At 38.1% G+C, this 16,155-nt stretch carries 21 protein-coding genes and 1 riboswitch; of the genes, 20 read left to right on the top strand and 1 reads right to left on the bottom strand.

Annotated features, from left to right (window positions below):
• Positions 1-11 precede the first annotated feature (11 nt).
• The 15 genes from upp to fabZ all read left to right on the top strand — a co-directional run bounded on the left by upp (position 12) and on the right by fabZ (position 11,499).
• Complete coding sequence (gene upp / locus GZH82_RS09295; RefSeq protein ID WP_019165801.1) at positions 12-641, top strand: uracil phosphoribosyltransferase; 630 nt, start codon at positions 12-14, stop codon at positions 639-641.
• A 22-nt stretch (positions 642-663) separates the two neighbouring features.
• Positions 664-1,800: a non-hydrolyzing UDP-N-acetylglucosamine 2-epimerase gene (gene wecB / locus GZH82_RS09290; RefSeq protein ID WP_162682256.1), complete on the top strand. Its 1,137-nt coding sequence runs from the start codon at positions 664-666 to the stop codon at positions 1,798-1,800.
• 171 nt (positions 1,801-1,971) lie between these two features.
• Positions 1,972-2,325 (top strand): ATP synthase subunit I, encoded by a 354-nt coding sequence (locus GZH82_RS09285; RefSeq protein ID WP_162682255.1) that lies wholly within the window; start codon positions 1,972-1,974, stop codon positions 2,323-2,325.
• 37 nt (positions 2,326-2,362) lie between these two features.
• Entirely contained in the window at positions 2,363-3,085 is a 723-nt protein-coding gene (atpB, locus tag GZH82_RS09280) for a F0F1 ATP synthase subunit A (RefSeq protein ID WP_162682254.1), read from the top strand.
• Between the two features lie 42 nt (positions 3,086-3,127).
• Complete coding sequence (gene atpE, locus GZH82_RS09275; protein WP_014613343.1) at positions 3,128-3,340, top strand: F0F1 ATP synthase subunit C; 213 nt, start codon at positions 3,128-3,130, stop codon at positions 3,338-3,340.
• 160 nt (positions 3,341-3,500) lie between these two features.
• Positions 3,501-4,025 carry a F0F1 ATP synthase subunit B gene (locus GZH82_RS09270; protein WP_162683038.1) on the top strand — a complete coding sequence of 175 codons (525 nt, stop codon included), beginning with the start codon at positions 3,501-3,503 and terminating at the stop codon, positions 4,023-4,025.
• Positions 4,025-4,564 carry a F0F1 ATP synthase subunit delta gene (locus tag GZH82_RS09265; RefSeq protein ID WP_162682253.1) on the top strand — a complete coding sequence of 180 codons (540 nt, stop codon included), beginning with the start codon at positions 4,025-4,027 and terminating at the stop codon, positions 4,562-4,564. Before GZH82_RS09270 ends, GZH82_RS09265 begins: the two co-directional genes overlap by 1 nt.
• A 26-nt stretch (positions 4,565-4,590) precedes the next feature.
• Positions 4,591-6,102: a F0F1 ATP synthase subunit alpha gene (atpA, locus tag GZH82_RS09260; protein ID WP_014613346.1), complete on the top strand. Its 1,512-nt coding sequence runs from the start codon at positions 4,591-4,593 to the stop codon at positions 6,100-6,102.
• Between the two features lie 37 nt (positions 6,103-6,139).
• Positions 6,140-7,006: an ATP synthase F1 subunit gamma gene (gene atpG / locus GZH82_RS09255; RefSeq protein WP_162683037.1), complete on the top strand. Its 867-nt coding sequence runs from the start codon at positions 6,140-6,142 to the stop codon at positions 7,004-7,006.
• 24 nt (positions 7,007-7,030) lie between these two features.
• Positions 7,031-8,443, top strand: a complete 1,413-nt coding sequence (gene atpD / locus GZH82_RS09250; protein ID WP_096543027.1) for a F0F1 ATP synthase subunit beta — start codon at positions 7,031-7,033, stop codon at positions 8,441-8,443.
• A 22-nt stretch (positions 8,444-8,465) separates the two neighbouring features.
• Positions 8,466-8,870, top strand: a complete 405-nt coding sequence (locus GZH82_RS09245; RefSeq protein WP_162682252.1) for a F0F1 ATP synthase subunit epsilon — start codon at positions 8,466-8,468, stop codon at positions 8,868-8,870.
• A 389-nt stretch (positions 8,871-9,259) separates the two neighbouring features.
• On the top strand, positions 9,260-9,490 hold the full coding sequence (locus GZH82_RS09240) for a DUF1146 family protein (protein WP_162682251.1): 231 nt from the start codon (positions 9,260-9,262) through the stop codon (positions 9,488-9,490).
• Between the two features lie 110 nt (positions 9,491-9,600).
• Positions 9,601-10,866, top strand: a complete 1,266-nt coding sequence (gene murA, locus GZH82_RS09235) for a UDP-N-acetylglucosamine 1-carboxyvinyltransferase (protein ID WP_162682250.1) — start codon at positions 9,601-9,603, stop codon at positions 10,864-10,866.
• Positions 10,859-11,056, top strand: a complete 198-nt coding sequence (locus tag GZH82_RS09230) for a DNA-directed RNA polymerase subunit beta (RefSeq protein WP_238989552.1) — start codon at positions 10,859-10,861, stop codon at positions 11,054-11,056. The genes murA and GZH82_RS09230 overlap by 8 nt, the downstream gene beginning before the upstream one ends.
• Positions 11,056-11,499, top strand: a complete 444-nt coding sequence (fabZ, locus tag GZH82_RS09225) for a 3-hydroxyacyl-ACP dehydratase FabZ (RefSeq protein ID WP_014613353.1) — start codon at positions 11,056-11,058, stop codon at positions 11,497-11,499. Before GZH82_RS09230 ends, fabZ begins: the two co-directional genes overlap by 1 nt.
• 101 nt (positions 11,500-11,600) lie before the next feature.
• On the opposite strand, the gene GZH82_RS09220 is transcribed toward fabZ, so the two are convergent.
• On the bottom strand, positions 11,601-12,035 hold the full coding sequence (locus GZH82_RS09220; protein WP_162682248.1) for a YwpF-like family protein: 435 nt from the start codon (positions 12,033-12,035) through the stop codon (positions 11,601-11,603).
• A gap of 179 nt (positions 12,036-12,214) precedes the next feature.
• Here GZH82_RS09220 and GZH82_RS09215 point away from each other — a divergent pair, with 179 nt between their 5' ends.
• From GZH82_RS09215 to thiE, 5 genes are all read left to right on the top strand, one after another.
• Complete coding sequence (locus tag GZH82_RS09215) at positions 12,215-12,571, top strand: single-stranded DNA-binding protein (RefSeq protein ID WP_162682247.1); 357 nt, start codon at positions 12,215-12,217, stop codon at positions 12,569-12,571.
• A gap of 415 nt (positions 12,572-12,986) precedes the next feature.
• Positions 12,987-13,090: riboswitch (TPP riboswitch) on the top strand.
• Positions 13,091-13,157: 67 nt separating this feature from the next.
• Positions 13,158-13,841: a thiaminase II gene (gene tenA / locus GZH82_RS09210; RefSeq protein WP_162682246.1), complete on the top strand. Its 684-nt coding sequence runs from the start codon at positions 13,158-13,160 to the stop codon at positions 13,839-13,841.
• Positions 13,841-14,647 carry a bifunctional hydroxymethylpyrimidine kinase/phosphomethylpyrimidine kinase gene (thiD, locus tag GZH82_RS09205; protein WP_162683036.1) on the top strand — a complete coding sequence of 269 codons (807 nt, stop codon included), beginning with the start codon at positions 13,841-13,843 and terminating at the stop codon, positions 14,645-14,647. The genes tenA and thiD overlap by 1 nt, the downstream gene beginning before the upstream one ends.
• 1 nt (position 14,648) lies before the next feature.
• On the top strand, positions 14,649-15,452 hold the full coding sequence (gene thiM / locus GZH82_RS09200) for a hydroxyethylthiazole kinase (protein ID WP_162682245.1): 804 nt from the start codon (positions 14,649-14,651) through the stop codon (positions 15,450-15,452).
• A complete protein-coding gene (gene thiE / locus GZH82_RS09195; RefSeq protein WP_096556492.1) occupies positions 15,442-16,080 on the top strand; it encodes a thiamine phosphate synthase in 639 nt (212 codons plus the stop codon). Before thiM ends, thiE begins: the two co-directional genes overlap by 11 nt.
• Positions 16,081-16,155: the final 75 nt, after the last annotated feature.

Genomic DNA, 16,155 nt, shown 5'->3' with positions numbered 1-16,155 from the left:
GAGGCAATCACATGGGTAAAGTACATGTATTTGATCACCCTTTAATTCAACATAAGTTAAGTTATATTCGAGATGTCAACACGGGTACAAAAGCATTTCGTGAGTTAGTTGATGAGGTAGGCATGCTGATGGCTTATGAAGTGACACGTGATTTGGAATTAAAAGATGTTGAAATCGAAACACCTGTCACAAAAGCTATTGCGAAACGTTTATCAGGTAAAAAACTCGCATTTGTACCGATTTTACGTGCAGGACTCGGTATGACAACAGGGATTTTAAACCTTGTACCGGCAGCAAGAATTGGACATGTAGGTTTATATCGTGACCCTGAAACACTTGAAGCGATCGAATATTTTGTGAAACTACCACAAGATATTGAAGAACGCGAAATCATCGTAGTCGACCCAATGCTTGCAACGGGTGCATCAGCGATCGAAGCAATTAACTCATTGAAAAAACGAGGCGCGAAACATATTCGTTTTATGTGTTTAATTGCCGCTCCAGAAGGCGTTGAAAAACTTCAAGCAGCACATGAAGATGTGGATATTTTTATTGCCGCATTGGATGAAAAGTTAGATGACAATGCTTACATCATCCCTGGTCTCGGCGATGCTGGAGACCGTCTATTCGGTACAAAATAATTCATACAAGGAGCGCATTGACATGAAAAGGATAATGACGATTTTTGGTACAAGGCCTGAAGCGATTAAAATGGCACCACTCGTTTTACAGCTCAAAAAAGATGAAGTATTAGAACCTATAGTCGTTGTCACTGCACAACACCGCGAAATGTTAGATTCTGTATTAGAAACGTTTGGGATTGAACCTGATTATGACTTAAACGTGATGAAACAGGGGCAGTCGTTATCAGAAGTGACATCACGCGTGTTACTCGGGTTAGAAGATGTTATCAAACAGGCACAACCAGATATGATATTGGTCCATGGAGATACGACAACAACTTTTGCAGGAAGTCTCGCTGCATTTTACAACGAGATTAGCATTGGTCATGTTGAAGCCGGGTTACGAACTTGGAATAAGTATTCTCCATTCCCAGAAGAAATGAATCGTCAAATGACCGGTATTATGGCTGATTTACATTTTGCACCGACTGAACAGGCACAAGCAAACTTATTACAAGAAAATAAAGACCCTGAAAAGGTTGTTGTAACGGGGAACACAGCGATTGACGCAATGCATACGACTGTCGATCCACAATACCAATCAGACATCATTCAACATCATCAAGATAAGCGTATTATCTTACTCACTGCGCACCGTCGCGAAAATATTGGTGAACCTATGCATCACATTTTTAAAGCGGCAAGACGCATTGTTGATGAATTTGAAGATGCGGTCATCGTCTACCCAATGCATAAAAATCCCAAAGTACGTGAAATTGCTTATGAACATTTAAGTGACCATGAACGTATTGAATTAATTGAACCACTCGAAGTTGTTGATTTTCATAACTTCGCACATCAAGCACATTTTATTTTGACGGATTCAGGTGGTGTACAAGAAGAAGCACCTTCACTAGGTAAGCCTGTGCTCGTATTAAGAGATACAACAGAGCGTCCAGAAGGTGTGGAAGCAGGGACACTCCGACTTGTCGGCACTGAAGAAGCGGATGTTTACGAAGCGACTAAGTCTTTATTAACGGATGAAGCATTGTACGAAGCGATGAGTGTCGCACAAAATCCGTATGGTGATGGGCAAGCGTCACAGCGTATTTGTGAAAATATTAAATACTTTTACGGTTTAATCGATCAAAAACCCACACCATTCCAAGTGAAATAGTAAAGTGACATTTTTATAGGGACGAATGTGTCAAAATTGTGACAATTCATTTTACAAAAATTGACCCTTTTAATTGTGCAATTGACACACTTTTCGCCCTATATTATCATGAAAGTTGTATGTATGGAACGGCTTTCAGAATTGTGTCTTAAGGCAGAAAAGAGGCTCAATATGAATCGCTTTTATCAAATGTTTCAGCCGTTTTTAACATATTACGCTACGATTTTAGCAGTGCTATTAATCCTCTATTCATTAGACGTGCAAAAACCGATTGTACTTGGGCTCATCGTAGGGACGATAGCATCTATAGTGAATACGTGCATTTTTGAATATTATTTGTGGCGATCAAAGCGTTTCACAGCAGAACCTATTTCAACGGGTAATGGTTGGCGCTATCTTATCGCAATATTGGCATGTGTCATATGGGTACTATTTCAAGCGCAAATACATATACTCGGCGTGCTTATAGGATTGATGGTTTCATATGTGTTAATGGTTTTTCGTCCTTTGTTAAAGAAGGAATAAGTATTGAATTATATTTTGAAAAGAGGTGAAATCTAGAATGGATCACAAACATCCCGTGGTGACTTGGCATTTTCTCGGAGTAGATATTAATTTCAACTTATCTACTATTATGATGTTGTTAATAACAGCAGCGATAGTATTTGTTATTGCAGTCTTATGTACGCGCAACCTCCAGAAAAGACCAAAAGGAGCACAAAACTTCATCGAATGGGTTTTTGACTTTGTCCGTGGCATCATTGAAAGTAATATGGCATGGTCAAAAGGTGGACAATTTCACTTCTTAGCCGTCACATTAATTTTATTCATTTTTGTGGCGAATATGCTAGGGCTTCCATTTCAGTTTGTGAACGGTCATACACTATGGTGGAAGTCGCCAACAGCAGATGCACATGTGACTTTGACACTCGCAACGATGATGGTCCTTTTAACACATTACTATGGTGTTAAAATGCGAGGTCCCAAAGCTTATCTTAAAGGCTACACAAAACCGTATGTGGCATTACTTCCTATTAATGTCTTTGAAGAGTTTGCATCGACATTGACATTAGGTCTACGTCTTTACGGTAACATTTATGCCGGTGAGATTTTATTAGGATTACTTGCAAAAGTGACTATGACAGTAGCATTTGGTTTTATTATTGGTATTCCTGGACTTATCATTTGGCAAGGTTTTTCAATTTTCGTAGGCTCAATCCAAGCCTATATCTTTATCATGTTATCAATGGTGTATATGTCACATAAAGTAGCAGACAACCATTAAAATAAAAATAAAAATTTTAAAACAATTAGGAGGATTTATATAATGAATTTAATCGCAGCAGCAATCGCAATTGGTTTATCAGCATTAGGTGCAGGTATTGGTAACGGTTTAATCGTTTCTAGAACAGTTGAAGGTGTAGCACGTCAACCAGAAGCACGTACACAATTAATGTCAATTATGTTCATCGGTATCGGTTTAGTTGAGGCACTTCCTATCATCGGGGTAGTTATTACATTCATCGTATTATTCATTTAATCGAGGTTGATTAGTTAGGAAGCATGACGTAATCAGGACATTTGTTAATTTCTTATTTTTACATATGAAAAACATTTGTCAGGGCGAGGTCTAGTATAGATTAGGCTTTCGCCATTCGTTTTTATTGTTTGAACAGATGAAATGGTTGAAAGGAGTGTACATCATAGTGACTGCTAATTTATTTACCCTTGCATCAGCAGGTGGTGGTGTGAACATTGGGGATATTATTGTAACAGTAGTAACTTTCCTCATTTTACTTGCACTACTTAGAAAGTTTGCTTGGGGACCACTTAAAAAAGTCATGGACGATCGTGAGCGTTCAATTAATCAAGACATTGATGATGCAGAACGTGCAAAATTGAATGCGCAACGTTTAGAAGAAGAAAATAGAAAAAAACTTAAAGAAACACAAGATGAAGTTCATAAAATTCTTGAAGATGCCAAGTTACAAGCAAGACGTCAACAAGAAGAAATCCTTCATGAAGCAAATCAACGTGCCAATGGTATGCTTGAAACGGCACAAAGTGAAATTAAGAGTGAAAAAGAACGTGCATTAGCAGAAATTAATAATCAAGTTTCGGAACTCTCAGTACTCATCGCATCAAAAGTATTACGTAAAGAAATCTCTGAACAAGATCAAAAAGCTTTAATTGAGAAGTACGTTAAAGAGGTAGGGGATAAGTAATGGCTGACGTTGCTCAAAAATATGCCCAAGCACTGTATGATGTCACATTATCACACAATGTCTTATCCGAGGTATATGATGAATTTACAGAAATCAATACGGCTGTTGAAAGTCAAATTGATTACTTAAAAAGCATCGATTATGAACCAAAAATTACAATAGCGGATAGACGCCATATTGTAGATAATGTTTTTGCAGGAACACAACCTTATTTGATGAATACATTAAAAATTGTTGCGGGACACCGTAATTTACATTTAATACCTGCTATTTTCAAATCATTTGAAGCGCAGTATTATCATTTCCACGGTCTGGCAGATGCCTATGTTGAATCAGCTTCAACTTTAGATGAGGATGAAGTGATGCAAGTGAAAAACGCATTGTTAGATCGTACAGGACTTAAAGATTTAATCATTCATTCTACTGTAAACGAAGAACTGATTGGTGGCGTACGCGTAAAAATCGGCACTAAAGTGTATGACGGTAGTGTACAAAATGATTTAAATCAACTCGTTAAGAAATTTAACAGAGCACATTAATTAGATTAAATGGAGGAGTGACATAGATGGCCATAAAAGCTGAAGAAATTAGTGCATTACTTCGCTCACAAATTGAAAACTATGAGTCAGAAATGTCTGTAACGGATGTAGGTACAGTTATTCAAATTGGTGACGGTATTGCATTAGTTCACGGATTGAACGACGTTATGGCTGGTGAGTTATTAGAATTCCATAACGGCGTACTTGGACTGGCACAAAACTTAGAAGAAACAAACGTGGGTGTCGTTATTTTAGGTCCTTATGATGAGATTAAAGAAGGCGACGAAGTGAAACGTACTGGTCGTATCATGGAAGTACCAGTAGGTGAAGAACTGATCGGTCGTGTTGTGAACTCATTAGGTCAACCTATTGATGGACAAGGCCCATTAAATACAACAAAAACACGTCCTATCGAGAAAAAAGCAACAGGTGTTATGGCACGTAAATCTGTTGATGAACCTTTACAAACAGGGATCAAAGCAATCGATGCCCTAGTACCAATCGGCCGTGGTCAACGTGAGTTAATCATCGGTGACCGTCAAACAGGTAAAACAACTGTAGCAATTGATACGATTTTAAACCAAAAAGATCAAGATATGATTTGTATCTATGTCGCAATTGGTCAAAAAGAATCGACTGTTCGTGCAGCAGTTGAAAAATTACGTCAAGCCGGTGCATTGGATTACACAATCGTTGTCTCTGCATCAGCAGCACAACCAGCGCCCATGTTATACATCGCGCCATATGCGGGTGTAACGATGGCAGAAGAATTTATGTTCAACGGTAAGCACGTCTTAATCGTATATGATGATTTAACAAAACAAGCTGCAGCATACCGTGAGTTATCATTATTATTGCGTCGTCCACCAGGTCGTGAAGCATACCCAGGTGATGTATTCTACCTACATAGTCGTTTATTAGAGCGTGCGGCGAAATTAAATGATGATTTAGGTGGCGGTTCGATTACAGCCTTACCATTTGTTGAAACTCAAGCCGGGGATATCTCAGCATACGTTCCAACAAACGTAATCTCAATTACTGATGGTCAAATCTTCTTACAATCAGACTTATTCTTCTCTGGTATCCGTCCAGCGATCAATGCGGGTCTTTCAGTATCACGTGTAGGGGGATCTGCACAAATTAAAGCGATGAAGAAAGTTGCTGGGACATTACGTCTAGACTTAGCCTCATATCGTGAACTTGAATCATTTGCGCAATTTGGTTCTGACCTTGATGAAGCAACAGCAAGTAAATTAGAACGTGGTAAACGCACGGTTGAAGTATTAAAACAAGACCAAAACAAACCACTTCCTGTTGAACACCAAGTATTGATTATTTATGCATTAACACGGGGTTATTTGGATGACATTCCTGTTGTTGATATTACACGTTTCGAGGCTGAAATTATCGAATGGACAAAATCTAACGCGAACGAAATCTTTACTGAAATTCGCGAAACAGGTGGCCTACCTGCAGACGAAAAATTTGAATCAGCAATCAATGAATTCAAAAAAGGTTTTAAAGCTTCAGAAGAATAATTGAACAGATGATTAAAATAGATAAGGTGGTGAGATGGTGGCTTCATTAAAAGAAATTGATTCACGTATAAAATCGACGAAAAAGACGAAGCAGATTACGAATGCGATGAACATGGTATCAAGTTCTAAATTGCGTAAAGCTGAGAAGAATGCGATGACATTTCGTCCTTATATGGAAAAAATGAAAGACGCAATAACAGCAATCGCGGGATCGAATAGAGTTTCATCACATCCGATGTTGAACGAACGTCCTGTGAAACGTGTAGGTTATATGGTCATTACGAGCGATCGTGGACTTGCGGGTGCTTATAGTGCGAACGTGTTAAAGAAAATGATTCGTGACATCGAACAACGTCATAACAGTCCTGAAGAGTATTGTATTATCGTACTTGGACAAATCGGTGCGACATTTTTACAAAACCGTGGCTATCAACTTGAAAATACGTTGACTGACATTCCGGATCAACCTGCATTTAAAACAATTCAGGCAATCGGAAAACGTGCCATCGATTTATACGTAGATGAACAGATTGATGAATTACACATCTACTATAGCCATTACGTAAGTGTAATTGAGAATAAGCCTAGCAGTAAAAAATTATTACCATTATCTCCAGAGGACTCTAGCTTAGGTCACGGTGCAATGGCCACTTATGAATTTGAGCCAGATAAAGATGCCATTCTTAAAATATTATTACCTCAATATATTGAGAGTTTAATTTATGGTACGATTCTTGATGCGAAAGCAAGTGAACATGCATCACGTATGAATGCAATGAAGAATGCCTCAGATAATGCAACAGAAATGATTGACGATTTATCATTACAATATAACCGAGCGCGACAAGCAGCCATTACACAACAAATTACTGAAATTGTTGGTGGTTCAGCAGCGTTAGAATAATTTTGATTATAAGGAGGAAGAAACATGGGATTAGGCCGTGTAACTCAGGTCATGGGGCCAGTAATTGACGTGCGTTTTGAACATAACGAAATTCCAAACATTAACAACGCACTGCTTATTGATGTGTCAAGAGACGGTGAGACTGAGAGCTTAACATTAGAAGTAGCCCTTCACTTAGGCGATGATGTTGTACGCACAATCGCAATGGACTCTACTGACGGTGTTCAACGTGGTGCAGAAGTAAGAGATACAGGAGCAGCGATCAGTGTCCCTGTCGGGGATGCTACATTAGGACGCGTATTTAATGTATTAGGTGAACATATTGACTTAGAAGAGCCAATTGATGCCTCTGTACGTCGTGACCCAATTCATCGTGAAGCGCCTAAATTTGATGAACTCTCTACAGAAGTAGAAATTTTAGAAACAGGTATTAAAGTTGTTGACTTATTAGCACCATACATTAAAGGTGGTAAAATCGGTTTATTCGGTGGTGCCGGTGTAGGTAAAACCGTATTAATCCAAGAGCTGATTAATAACATCGCACAAGAACATGGTGGTATTTCAGTATTTGCGGGTGTAGGTGAACGCACACGTGAAGGTAACGACTTGTACTACGAAATGAAAGACAGTGGCGTTATTGCGAAAACTGCGATGGTATTCGGTCAAATGAACGAGCCACCAGGTGCGCGTATGCGTGTTGCACTTTCTGGTTTAACAATGGCTGAATATTTCCGTGATGAACAAGGCCAAGACGTGTTATTGTTCATTGACAACATCTTCCGTTTCACACAAGCAGGTTCTGAGGTATCGGCATTATTAGGTCGTATGCCATCAGCAGTAGGTTACCAACCAACACTTGCAACAGAAATGGGTCAATTACAAGAACGTATTACATCAACAAACAAAGGATCTGTTACGTCAATCCAAGCTGTATTCGTACCTGCCGATGACTATACTGACCCGGCACCAGCAACAGCTTTCGCTCACTTAGATGCGACAACAAACTTAGAGCGTAAATTAAGTGAAATGGGGATTTACCCAGCGGTGGATCCATTGGCTTCAACATCACGTGCTTTAGAGCCAACAATTGTCGGACAAGAGCATTATGATGTTGCACGTCAAGTTCAATCGACGTTACAAAAATACCGTGAATTGCAAGATATTATCGCAATCTTAGGTATGGATGAATTATCAGAAGAAGATAAGAAAACAGTTGAACGTGCACGTCGTATTCAATTCTTCTTATCACAAAACTTCCACGTCGCTGAACAATTTACTGGTCAAAAAGGTTCATATGTACCAGTTAAACAAACAGTTCAAGACTTTAAAGCCATTTTAGATGGTAAATACGACCACATTCCTGAAGATGCATTCCGTTTAGTCGGTGGCATTGATGATGTGATCGCTAAAGCTAAAGACATGGGTGTAGAAGTTTAATACAAATTAGGAGGCTTGGATAATGAACACATTAACCTTAGATATCGTCACTCCTAATGGTTCTGTTTATAAAGAAGACAATGTCGAAATTGTTGTCTTACAAACGACAGCAGGCGAGATGGGTGTGATGTACGGTCACATTCCGACGGTTACACCATTACGTATTGGTCATGTGAAAGTGACTAAAGATGGCAAATCGGATTATATAGCTGTAACAGAAGGGTTTGCTGAAATTCGTCACGAAAAAGTGAATATTCTAGCTCAAGCAGCAGAGTCAGCAGATGATATTGACTTAGAACGTGCGAAATCAGCGAAACAACGTGCAACTTTCTACCTTGAAGACAATCATGATGATACGGATTTAAGACGTGCTGAACGTGCATTAAAGCGTGCCGAAAACCGTATCGAAGTTGCGAAATATAAATAATCATATGCATATCAAAAAGCTCGGTATGTCCCTTGTGGCAGACCGAGCTTTTGGCTTTATTGAACTTTGCATGAAAGGAAGCTACATTGAAGGATGAAGTAAAATGTGGGATGTGCATACGATGATAAGCAGACATATCGGCTGACCTTCGAAATATAGGAATACGATTATTTATGTAATAGCGCATACATTTAATACGCTGAATATATATCGCGTGCTTTACAAAAATTCTATACAAAAACTATGAAAGACAGTAAAATGTAAATTGCTTGTCATTTAGCATTATAATGTGAAAAATTGTGTTTCTTTAAGTTGCTTATAGTATGATTTGGGCTTTAAATCATGTAAAATTAATAAAGAGATTATATGTGAAGGAGCAATATCAATTAATGGATTATTTAGGACAATTTGCGATAGCACATATTATAATGCATGTTTTATGCATTTGTGTAGCCTATTGGGGATTAAACGCCGTTCGTTTAGACCAGTTTTTCAAAAAGGGATTTCCATTACAAGTACAAGTCATTATGATATTTTTGGCAATAGTGATTGGCACAAGCGTGAGTGATTTTATCATTGATTTATTACAATTTTCAACTCAGATTAAATACTTATTTTAATCGTTAAGATGTTTAAAGCGAATGAAATAAGTTAATACGTTATAGGTAGATAGATTCATTTTCAGAGCAAAAATAGAATAGAGCTGTAAGCATGGTGGAGGATTAATAAGATGGATAGAATTATTGTTAAAGGTGGAAATACACTTAAAGGTGAAGTCGGAGTAGAAGGAGCGAAAAATGCAGTTTTGCCGATTCTCACAGCGTCTTTGTTAGCAAGTGATGGCAAAAGTGAACTTGTCAACGTTCCGGCGTTAAGTGATGTGGAAACTATTAATAATGTATTGAGCGTATTAAATGCGAAGATTAAATATAATGAAAAGCAACAATCAGTAACAGTCGATGCGTCGAAAGATTTAAGTGAAGAAGCGCCATATGAATACGTGAGCAAGATGAGAGCGAGTATTCTAGTAATGGGGCCGTTATTGGCGCGTTTAGGAAGAGCTAAAGTCGCGTTACCAGGAGGATGTGCGATTGGTTCACGTCCGATCGAGCAACATTTGAAAGGATTAGAAGCTCTCGGGGCTGAGATTCATCAAGAAGCAGGCTACATTTATGCAGAAGCCCCTCAAGGACTTGTCGGTAATGAAATTCATTTCGATTTTCCAAGTGTCGGTGCAACACAAAACATCATGATGGCGGCTTCGTTAGCAAAAGGGCGTACTGTTATTGAAAATGTTGCGAGAGAGCCAGAAATTGTGGATTTAGCGAACTATATCAATGAAATGGGCGGCGATGTGAAAGGTGCCGGTACAGATACAGTGATGATTAATGGTGTTGAATCATTAAAAGGTGTGAAGCATGCTATCATTCCTGACCGTATTGAAGCCGGAACGTTGATGATTGCAGCAGCTATTACACGCGGTGATGTACTCGTTAAAGGTGCGATTAAAGAGCATATGATAAGTCTTGTATATAAATTAGAAGAAATGGGTGTCGAATTAGATTATACAGAAGAGGGCATCCGAGTGACAGCACCGGAAAAATTACAGCCTGTTGATATTAAAACATTGCCACATCCTGGTTTCCCAACAGATATGCAGTCTCAAATGATGGCGTTACTCCTCACAGCTGAAGGGCATAAACTGGTCACTGAAACCGTTTTTGAAAACCGTTTTATGCATGTAGCGGAATTCAAACGTATGAACGCACAAATTTCAGTTGAAGGTCGAAGCGCTAAAATTGAAGGGAAAAGTGCGTTACAAGGTGCACAAGTGAAAGCGACTGATTTACGTGCAGCGGCAGCATTGATCTTAGCTGGTCTCGTTGCTGATGGTGAGACGATTGTCACTGAGTTAAAACACCTTGACCGTGGCTATGTTGATTTTCATGGCAAACTCAAATCTTTAGGTGCAAATATTGAAAGAGTTAATGACTAAATGGACGTCTTGGCTTCAAACATTAATGGATTCAATCAGTTTTAAATTAACTTTATTTGCTTTTATAGCAATCATTATGTTTGTAGTCGGTTTAATGACAGGCTTTATTATCAACCATGATAACGTGTTGAATACATTTAACTTAAGGTTCTGGCAACATATCATCAAAACAATTGGAGGACATCACTAATGGAAACAATCTTTAATTATAATGAAATTAAAAATATCATCCCGCACAGACAACCTTTTTTATTGATTGATAAAGTGGTTGAATACGAACCGGGTCAACGTTGTGTAGGAATTAAGCAAGTATCAGGTAACGAACCATTTTTCCAAGGACATTTTCCTGATTATGCTGTCATGCCGGGTGTTTTAATTACTGAAGCGTTGGCACAAACAGGCGCAGTTGCCATGTTAAATAGTGAAGAAAACAAAGGGAAATTGGCTTTATTTGCAGGGATTGATAAATGTCGCTTCAAAAAGCAAGTGGTGCCTGGGGATACTTTAGTGTTAGAAGTTGAAATTACAAAAATTAAAGGGCCAATTGGTAAAGGTACTGCAAAAGCAACCGTTGATGGTCAAATTGCATGTAGTTGCGAATTAACTTTTGCATTACAAGATCCAAATGCGTAAATCATACATTAAAACCACCTCGTCTTCGTAATGAGGTGGTTTAATTATTTTATAGTGTCTCAAAAGCGGGAATAATAGCACATGTATGTATGCTTCAAATATTATTGTCGTTCATCTTTAAGACGTGGTTTAGATTTCATCATGCGATTGAACGTTGTGATGAGCTCTTGACCTTGCATGCCTTCATTGACAAGTTGTTCTAATAAATTTTCCGCATAAACTTGTCGCAATGTATAAATATGACACTCAAATACAACTGAAATACTGCCATTTAAAGGTGTAATGTGCTTGATTGTCGCATCAAACAGCGCAGGATCATTAGACGGTCGCGTAATAACGACACGAATATCTAAAAGTGCTTCTGCCTCCATGTACGCTTGCATCTGTTCTTGATGTATATCTGAAATAACTATTTCTAACACCCAACCCGTACCACTATTTTCTTTATTAATAATTACACCGTCTAGAAGTTCATATTCAGCCACGCTACTATTTTCAGAAACGATCTGAAAACGAACAGCTTTAAACGTCTTCATTGGAGCCACCCCCATATCATTTAAAAACTTTACGAAATTTCTATGGTACTTTTCATTATAACGCAATTTTTAAAATAATTCTCGATTAGGCTTAAATACACCTCGATGCATACTTTAATTTTATGGGAATTTGCATTTTGTCATTTCACATTGAAAGGTTTATATTACGGGTACAGGAGGTGAACAACATTAACCATTTTCAAGCAGTAGGTATCATTAACCGCCCGCCCAGTTTTTACGAAAAAGAAGAGAGTTACTTTGTTACCTTTACCGTTGCTGTCACGCGAGAGTATTTAAGTAAAAACCAAAAGCCCATCACTGATTACTTAAATTGTAAAGCGTTCGGTAACATTGCTCTTCAAATTCATGAAAACATCCATGAGGGGACAACTGTAGCCATAAGCGGGCAAATCCAAACCAGACGTTACATCCATAATGATGAAAAACGTTATGCTACAGAATTACTCGTTTCACAAATCTCTCCAATTGGTACAGTAACGATAGAGTCAAACAAAGATGAGTTCAACGATGAATAGCAAAGCAACAAGCAAAGTTTTTCCAATATTTGATAATCCCACCAACTTTTATCAACCCTTCTCAAAGTATATTCTCCGATTGAAATAATTCGATTTATCTCACACCATTACTTTTATCTTCAACATATTGACTTGAGCTCTAATGATATTTGGTATACAACCTGCTACCAAAATTGTCTATCTATCAACCTTAAAATGAGGTGTATTGGCTATTAAATACGTGCATTGTATTTAGTGGCCAATCACCACTTTTATTCTTATTGATATTTAACGAATGATTCATAAGAAATGTAAAATAATCTAATAGAGTCATTTGTTTTGTTAAACTATACATATATTTTGCAATTTGTTTAGTGCTTTTACATAATTGAACTTGTGTTAGGTTTCTGATACATTAAAGATAACTAAAAAAATGAAGGACTACTAGGGGTGCCGATTTATGGCTGAGATGAATGGATATTCAGACCCTCAGAACCTGATTTGGATGAAACCAACGTAGGGAAGTAGCACGTGGACACGCATGCTTCAAATGTGTGAACAAGGCTACTTTCAAGGTAGTCTTTTTTCATATTAAAGGAGAATGAAGATGCGTTTTTCTGAACAAATTAAACAAGAAGCACAACCAATGATTGAACAAATTTATCAAGATGGTTTTATACAAGGCATGCTTAAAGGGAATATTGCTACAGAAGCAGTTAAACATTATTTACGCGCAGATTCACGTTATTTAAATGAATTTGCTAAAATATATGCGCTGCTTATACCTAAAGTGGATACGAAAGATGAGATTCAATTTTTAACAGAACAAATTCAGTTTGCGAGTTCTGGAGAGGTAGAGGCCCATCATATTTTAGCGGACTATATCGGTGAAGATTATCAAAGCATCATTCAACAAGGGGATTGGTATCCATCTGCCGACCATTATATTAAACATATGTATTATAACGCGTATGCTTTTGACAATGTTGCTTATACGCTTGCTGCAATGGCACCGTGTCCTTATGTGTATCAACAAATAGGTAAAATGGCGATTGAAAATCATCACTTTGAAGCCGATCATCCATTAAAAGCATGGTTCGATTTTTACAATAGAGAAATGGATACGCTGTTGTCCTATATTGATCGTTGGCTTGACTCATATGCAGAAGCGAGTTCCGAAAGTGTTCAACAACAATTGAGACAAAACTTTCTACAAAGCACGGTTCATGAACGAAACTTTTTCAATATGGCTTATCAACTTGAAAAATGGGAATTTGGAGGAGAGAAATGATGGAAAAACCAAAAATTGCGCTAACGATTGCAGGTACAGATCCAAGTGGTGGTGCAGGAGCAATGGCAGACTTGAAATCTTTTCATTCTTGTGGTGTCTATGGCATGGCTGCAGTGACAAGTATCGTGGCTCAAAATTCAATGGGTGTGCAACATATTCATAATTTAGAAGCAAGTTGGTTAGAAGAGCAATTAGACAGTGTCTTTAATGACGAAATGCCGCATGCGTTGAAGACAGGTATGATTCCGACGCCAGAAATGATGGAAGTGATTGCATCATATTTGAAAAAGATTAATATCCCATATGTGATTGACCCAGTCATGGTCGCTAAAAGTGGTGATTCTTTAATGGATCAAAAAGTGCGTAACCGTCTTAAAGAAACACTGTTACCTTATGCAGATGTGGCAACACCTAATGTCCCAGAAGCTGAAGAAATCGCTGGTGTCACAATCGATTCGGTTGAAAAAATCCATCAAGTTGGCCGTTTTTTTATTCATGATATTGGTTCAAAAGGGGTCATTATTAAAGGTGGCCATCTAGAAGGAGATGCCATCGATCATTTATTTACGCAAGATGGTCATTATGAGTTTAAAAGCGAGCGTTTTCCAACTCAACATACACACGGCACGGGTTGCACATTTTCAGCCGTCATTACAGCAGAATTAGCTAAAGGAAAAACAGTTTATGACGCGGTAGCCAAAGCAAAAAAATACATTTCATTAGCGATTCAACACACACCAGAAATTGGTAAAGGTCGAGGTCCAGTGAATCACTTTGCATATGAAAAATTAAATGGGTGGGATTAACATGAATTATTTAGCAGAAGTCAGAAAGCAACAACCCCTTGTCGTTTGTTATACGAATGATGTCGTTAAAAACTTTACTGCCAACGGTTTGTTGAGTATGGGTGCAAGTCCAGCGATGAGTGAAGCCCCAGAAGAAGCAGAAGATTTTTTCAAAGTAACACAAGGATTATTAATCAATATTGGTACGTTAACAGCGAGAAATAGTGAGGACATGCTAGCTATTGCCAAGACTGCGAATCAAATGGGTGTACCTATCGTTTTTGACCCTGTCGCAGTGGGTGCTTCGCAATTCCGTAAAGATTTTTGTCAACGCTTTTTAGAAGAAATTGATGTGTCTGTCATTAAAGGCAACGCATCGGAAATGATGACATTAGTTGATACAGCGACGACGATGAAAGGTACAGATAGTGCTTCTGATATTGATGTTGTCAGCATTGCACATCAAGCTTACGAAAAGTATCAAACCGCTATTGTCGTCTCAGGTAAAGATGATGTCATTTTACAAGATGGGAAAGTGGTCATCTTATCAAATGGTTCTCCGTTGTTGACAAAAATTACAGGAGCTGGTTGTTTATTAGGCGCAGTGGTTGCCAGTTTTCTATTAGGTGAAACAAAGCCATCTATCGACCCACTCATTGAAGCCGTTTCATACTATAACATTTCAGCAGAACAAGCTGAATTACGTGAGGGTGCAGATTTACCAGGTACATTTTTAGTCGCTTTTATCGATGCATTAAATCAAACATTAGCTGAGTCCTATTTAATGGAGATTAAAAAGAGAGAAGTGAGTGAAAATGACATTTAATCGAAAACAGTTACGTGTGTATTTTATTGCAGGTACACAAGATGTTAAACAAGGTAGCTTAGATGGCATTTTAAAAGAAGCGTTAGAAGCGGGTATTACGATGTATCAATTTCGTGAAAAAGGCCCTTCATCTTTACAAGGTGAGGAGAAAACAGCAATGGCCGTTCGTTTAAGAGATTTGTGTCGCCATTATCACGTGCCATTCATTGTCAATGATGATGTTGACTTAGCTATTGAAGTCGATGCGGATGGGATACATGTCGGCCAAGAAGATGCGAAAGTACAGTCATTTCAACATTTATTAGAAGATAAAATTATCGGTCTCAGCGTCGGTAGTTTTGAAGAATACGATCAATCTGACCTCACAAACGTCGATTATATTGGTGTTGGACCTGTTTATGAAACAAGTTCTAAGCTTGATGCAAGTAAACCAGGTGGCATCCGTTTAATTCGACGTATGAGAGAATATGATGAAAATATTCCGATGGTCGCTATTGGTGGGATTACAGAAGAAAATGTTGCACCGCTTCTTAAAAACGGAGCTGATGGCATTGCGACGATTTCTTCAATTACACATAGTACAGATATTGAAAAATCTGTGAAACGTTACTTGCAATATTTTAAATAAAGTTCAATTTATGTCGGAATATATTTCCACCTTGTCTATTTCTATGATAAAATATCATTTATGTGAATATATCAT

It is taken from the genome of Staphylococcus sp. MI 10-1553 (genome assembly GCF_010365305.1).
Classification (GTDB): Bacteria; Bacillota; Bacilli; order Staphylococcales; family Staphylococcaceae; genus Staphylococcus.
The sequence above is the reverse complement of the archived record's forward strand: the minus strand, read 5'-3'. Positions and strand labels throughout refer to the sequence as shown.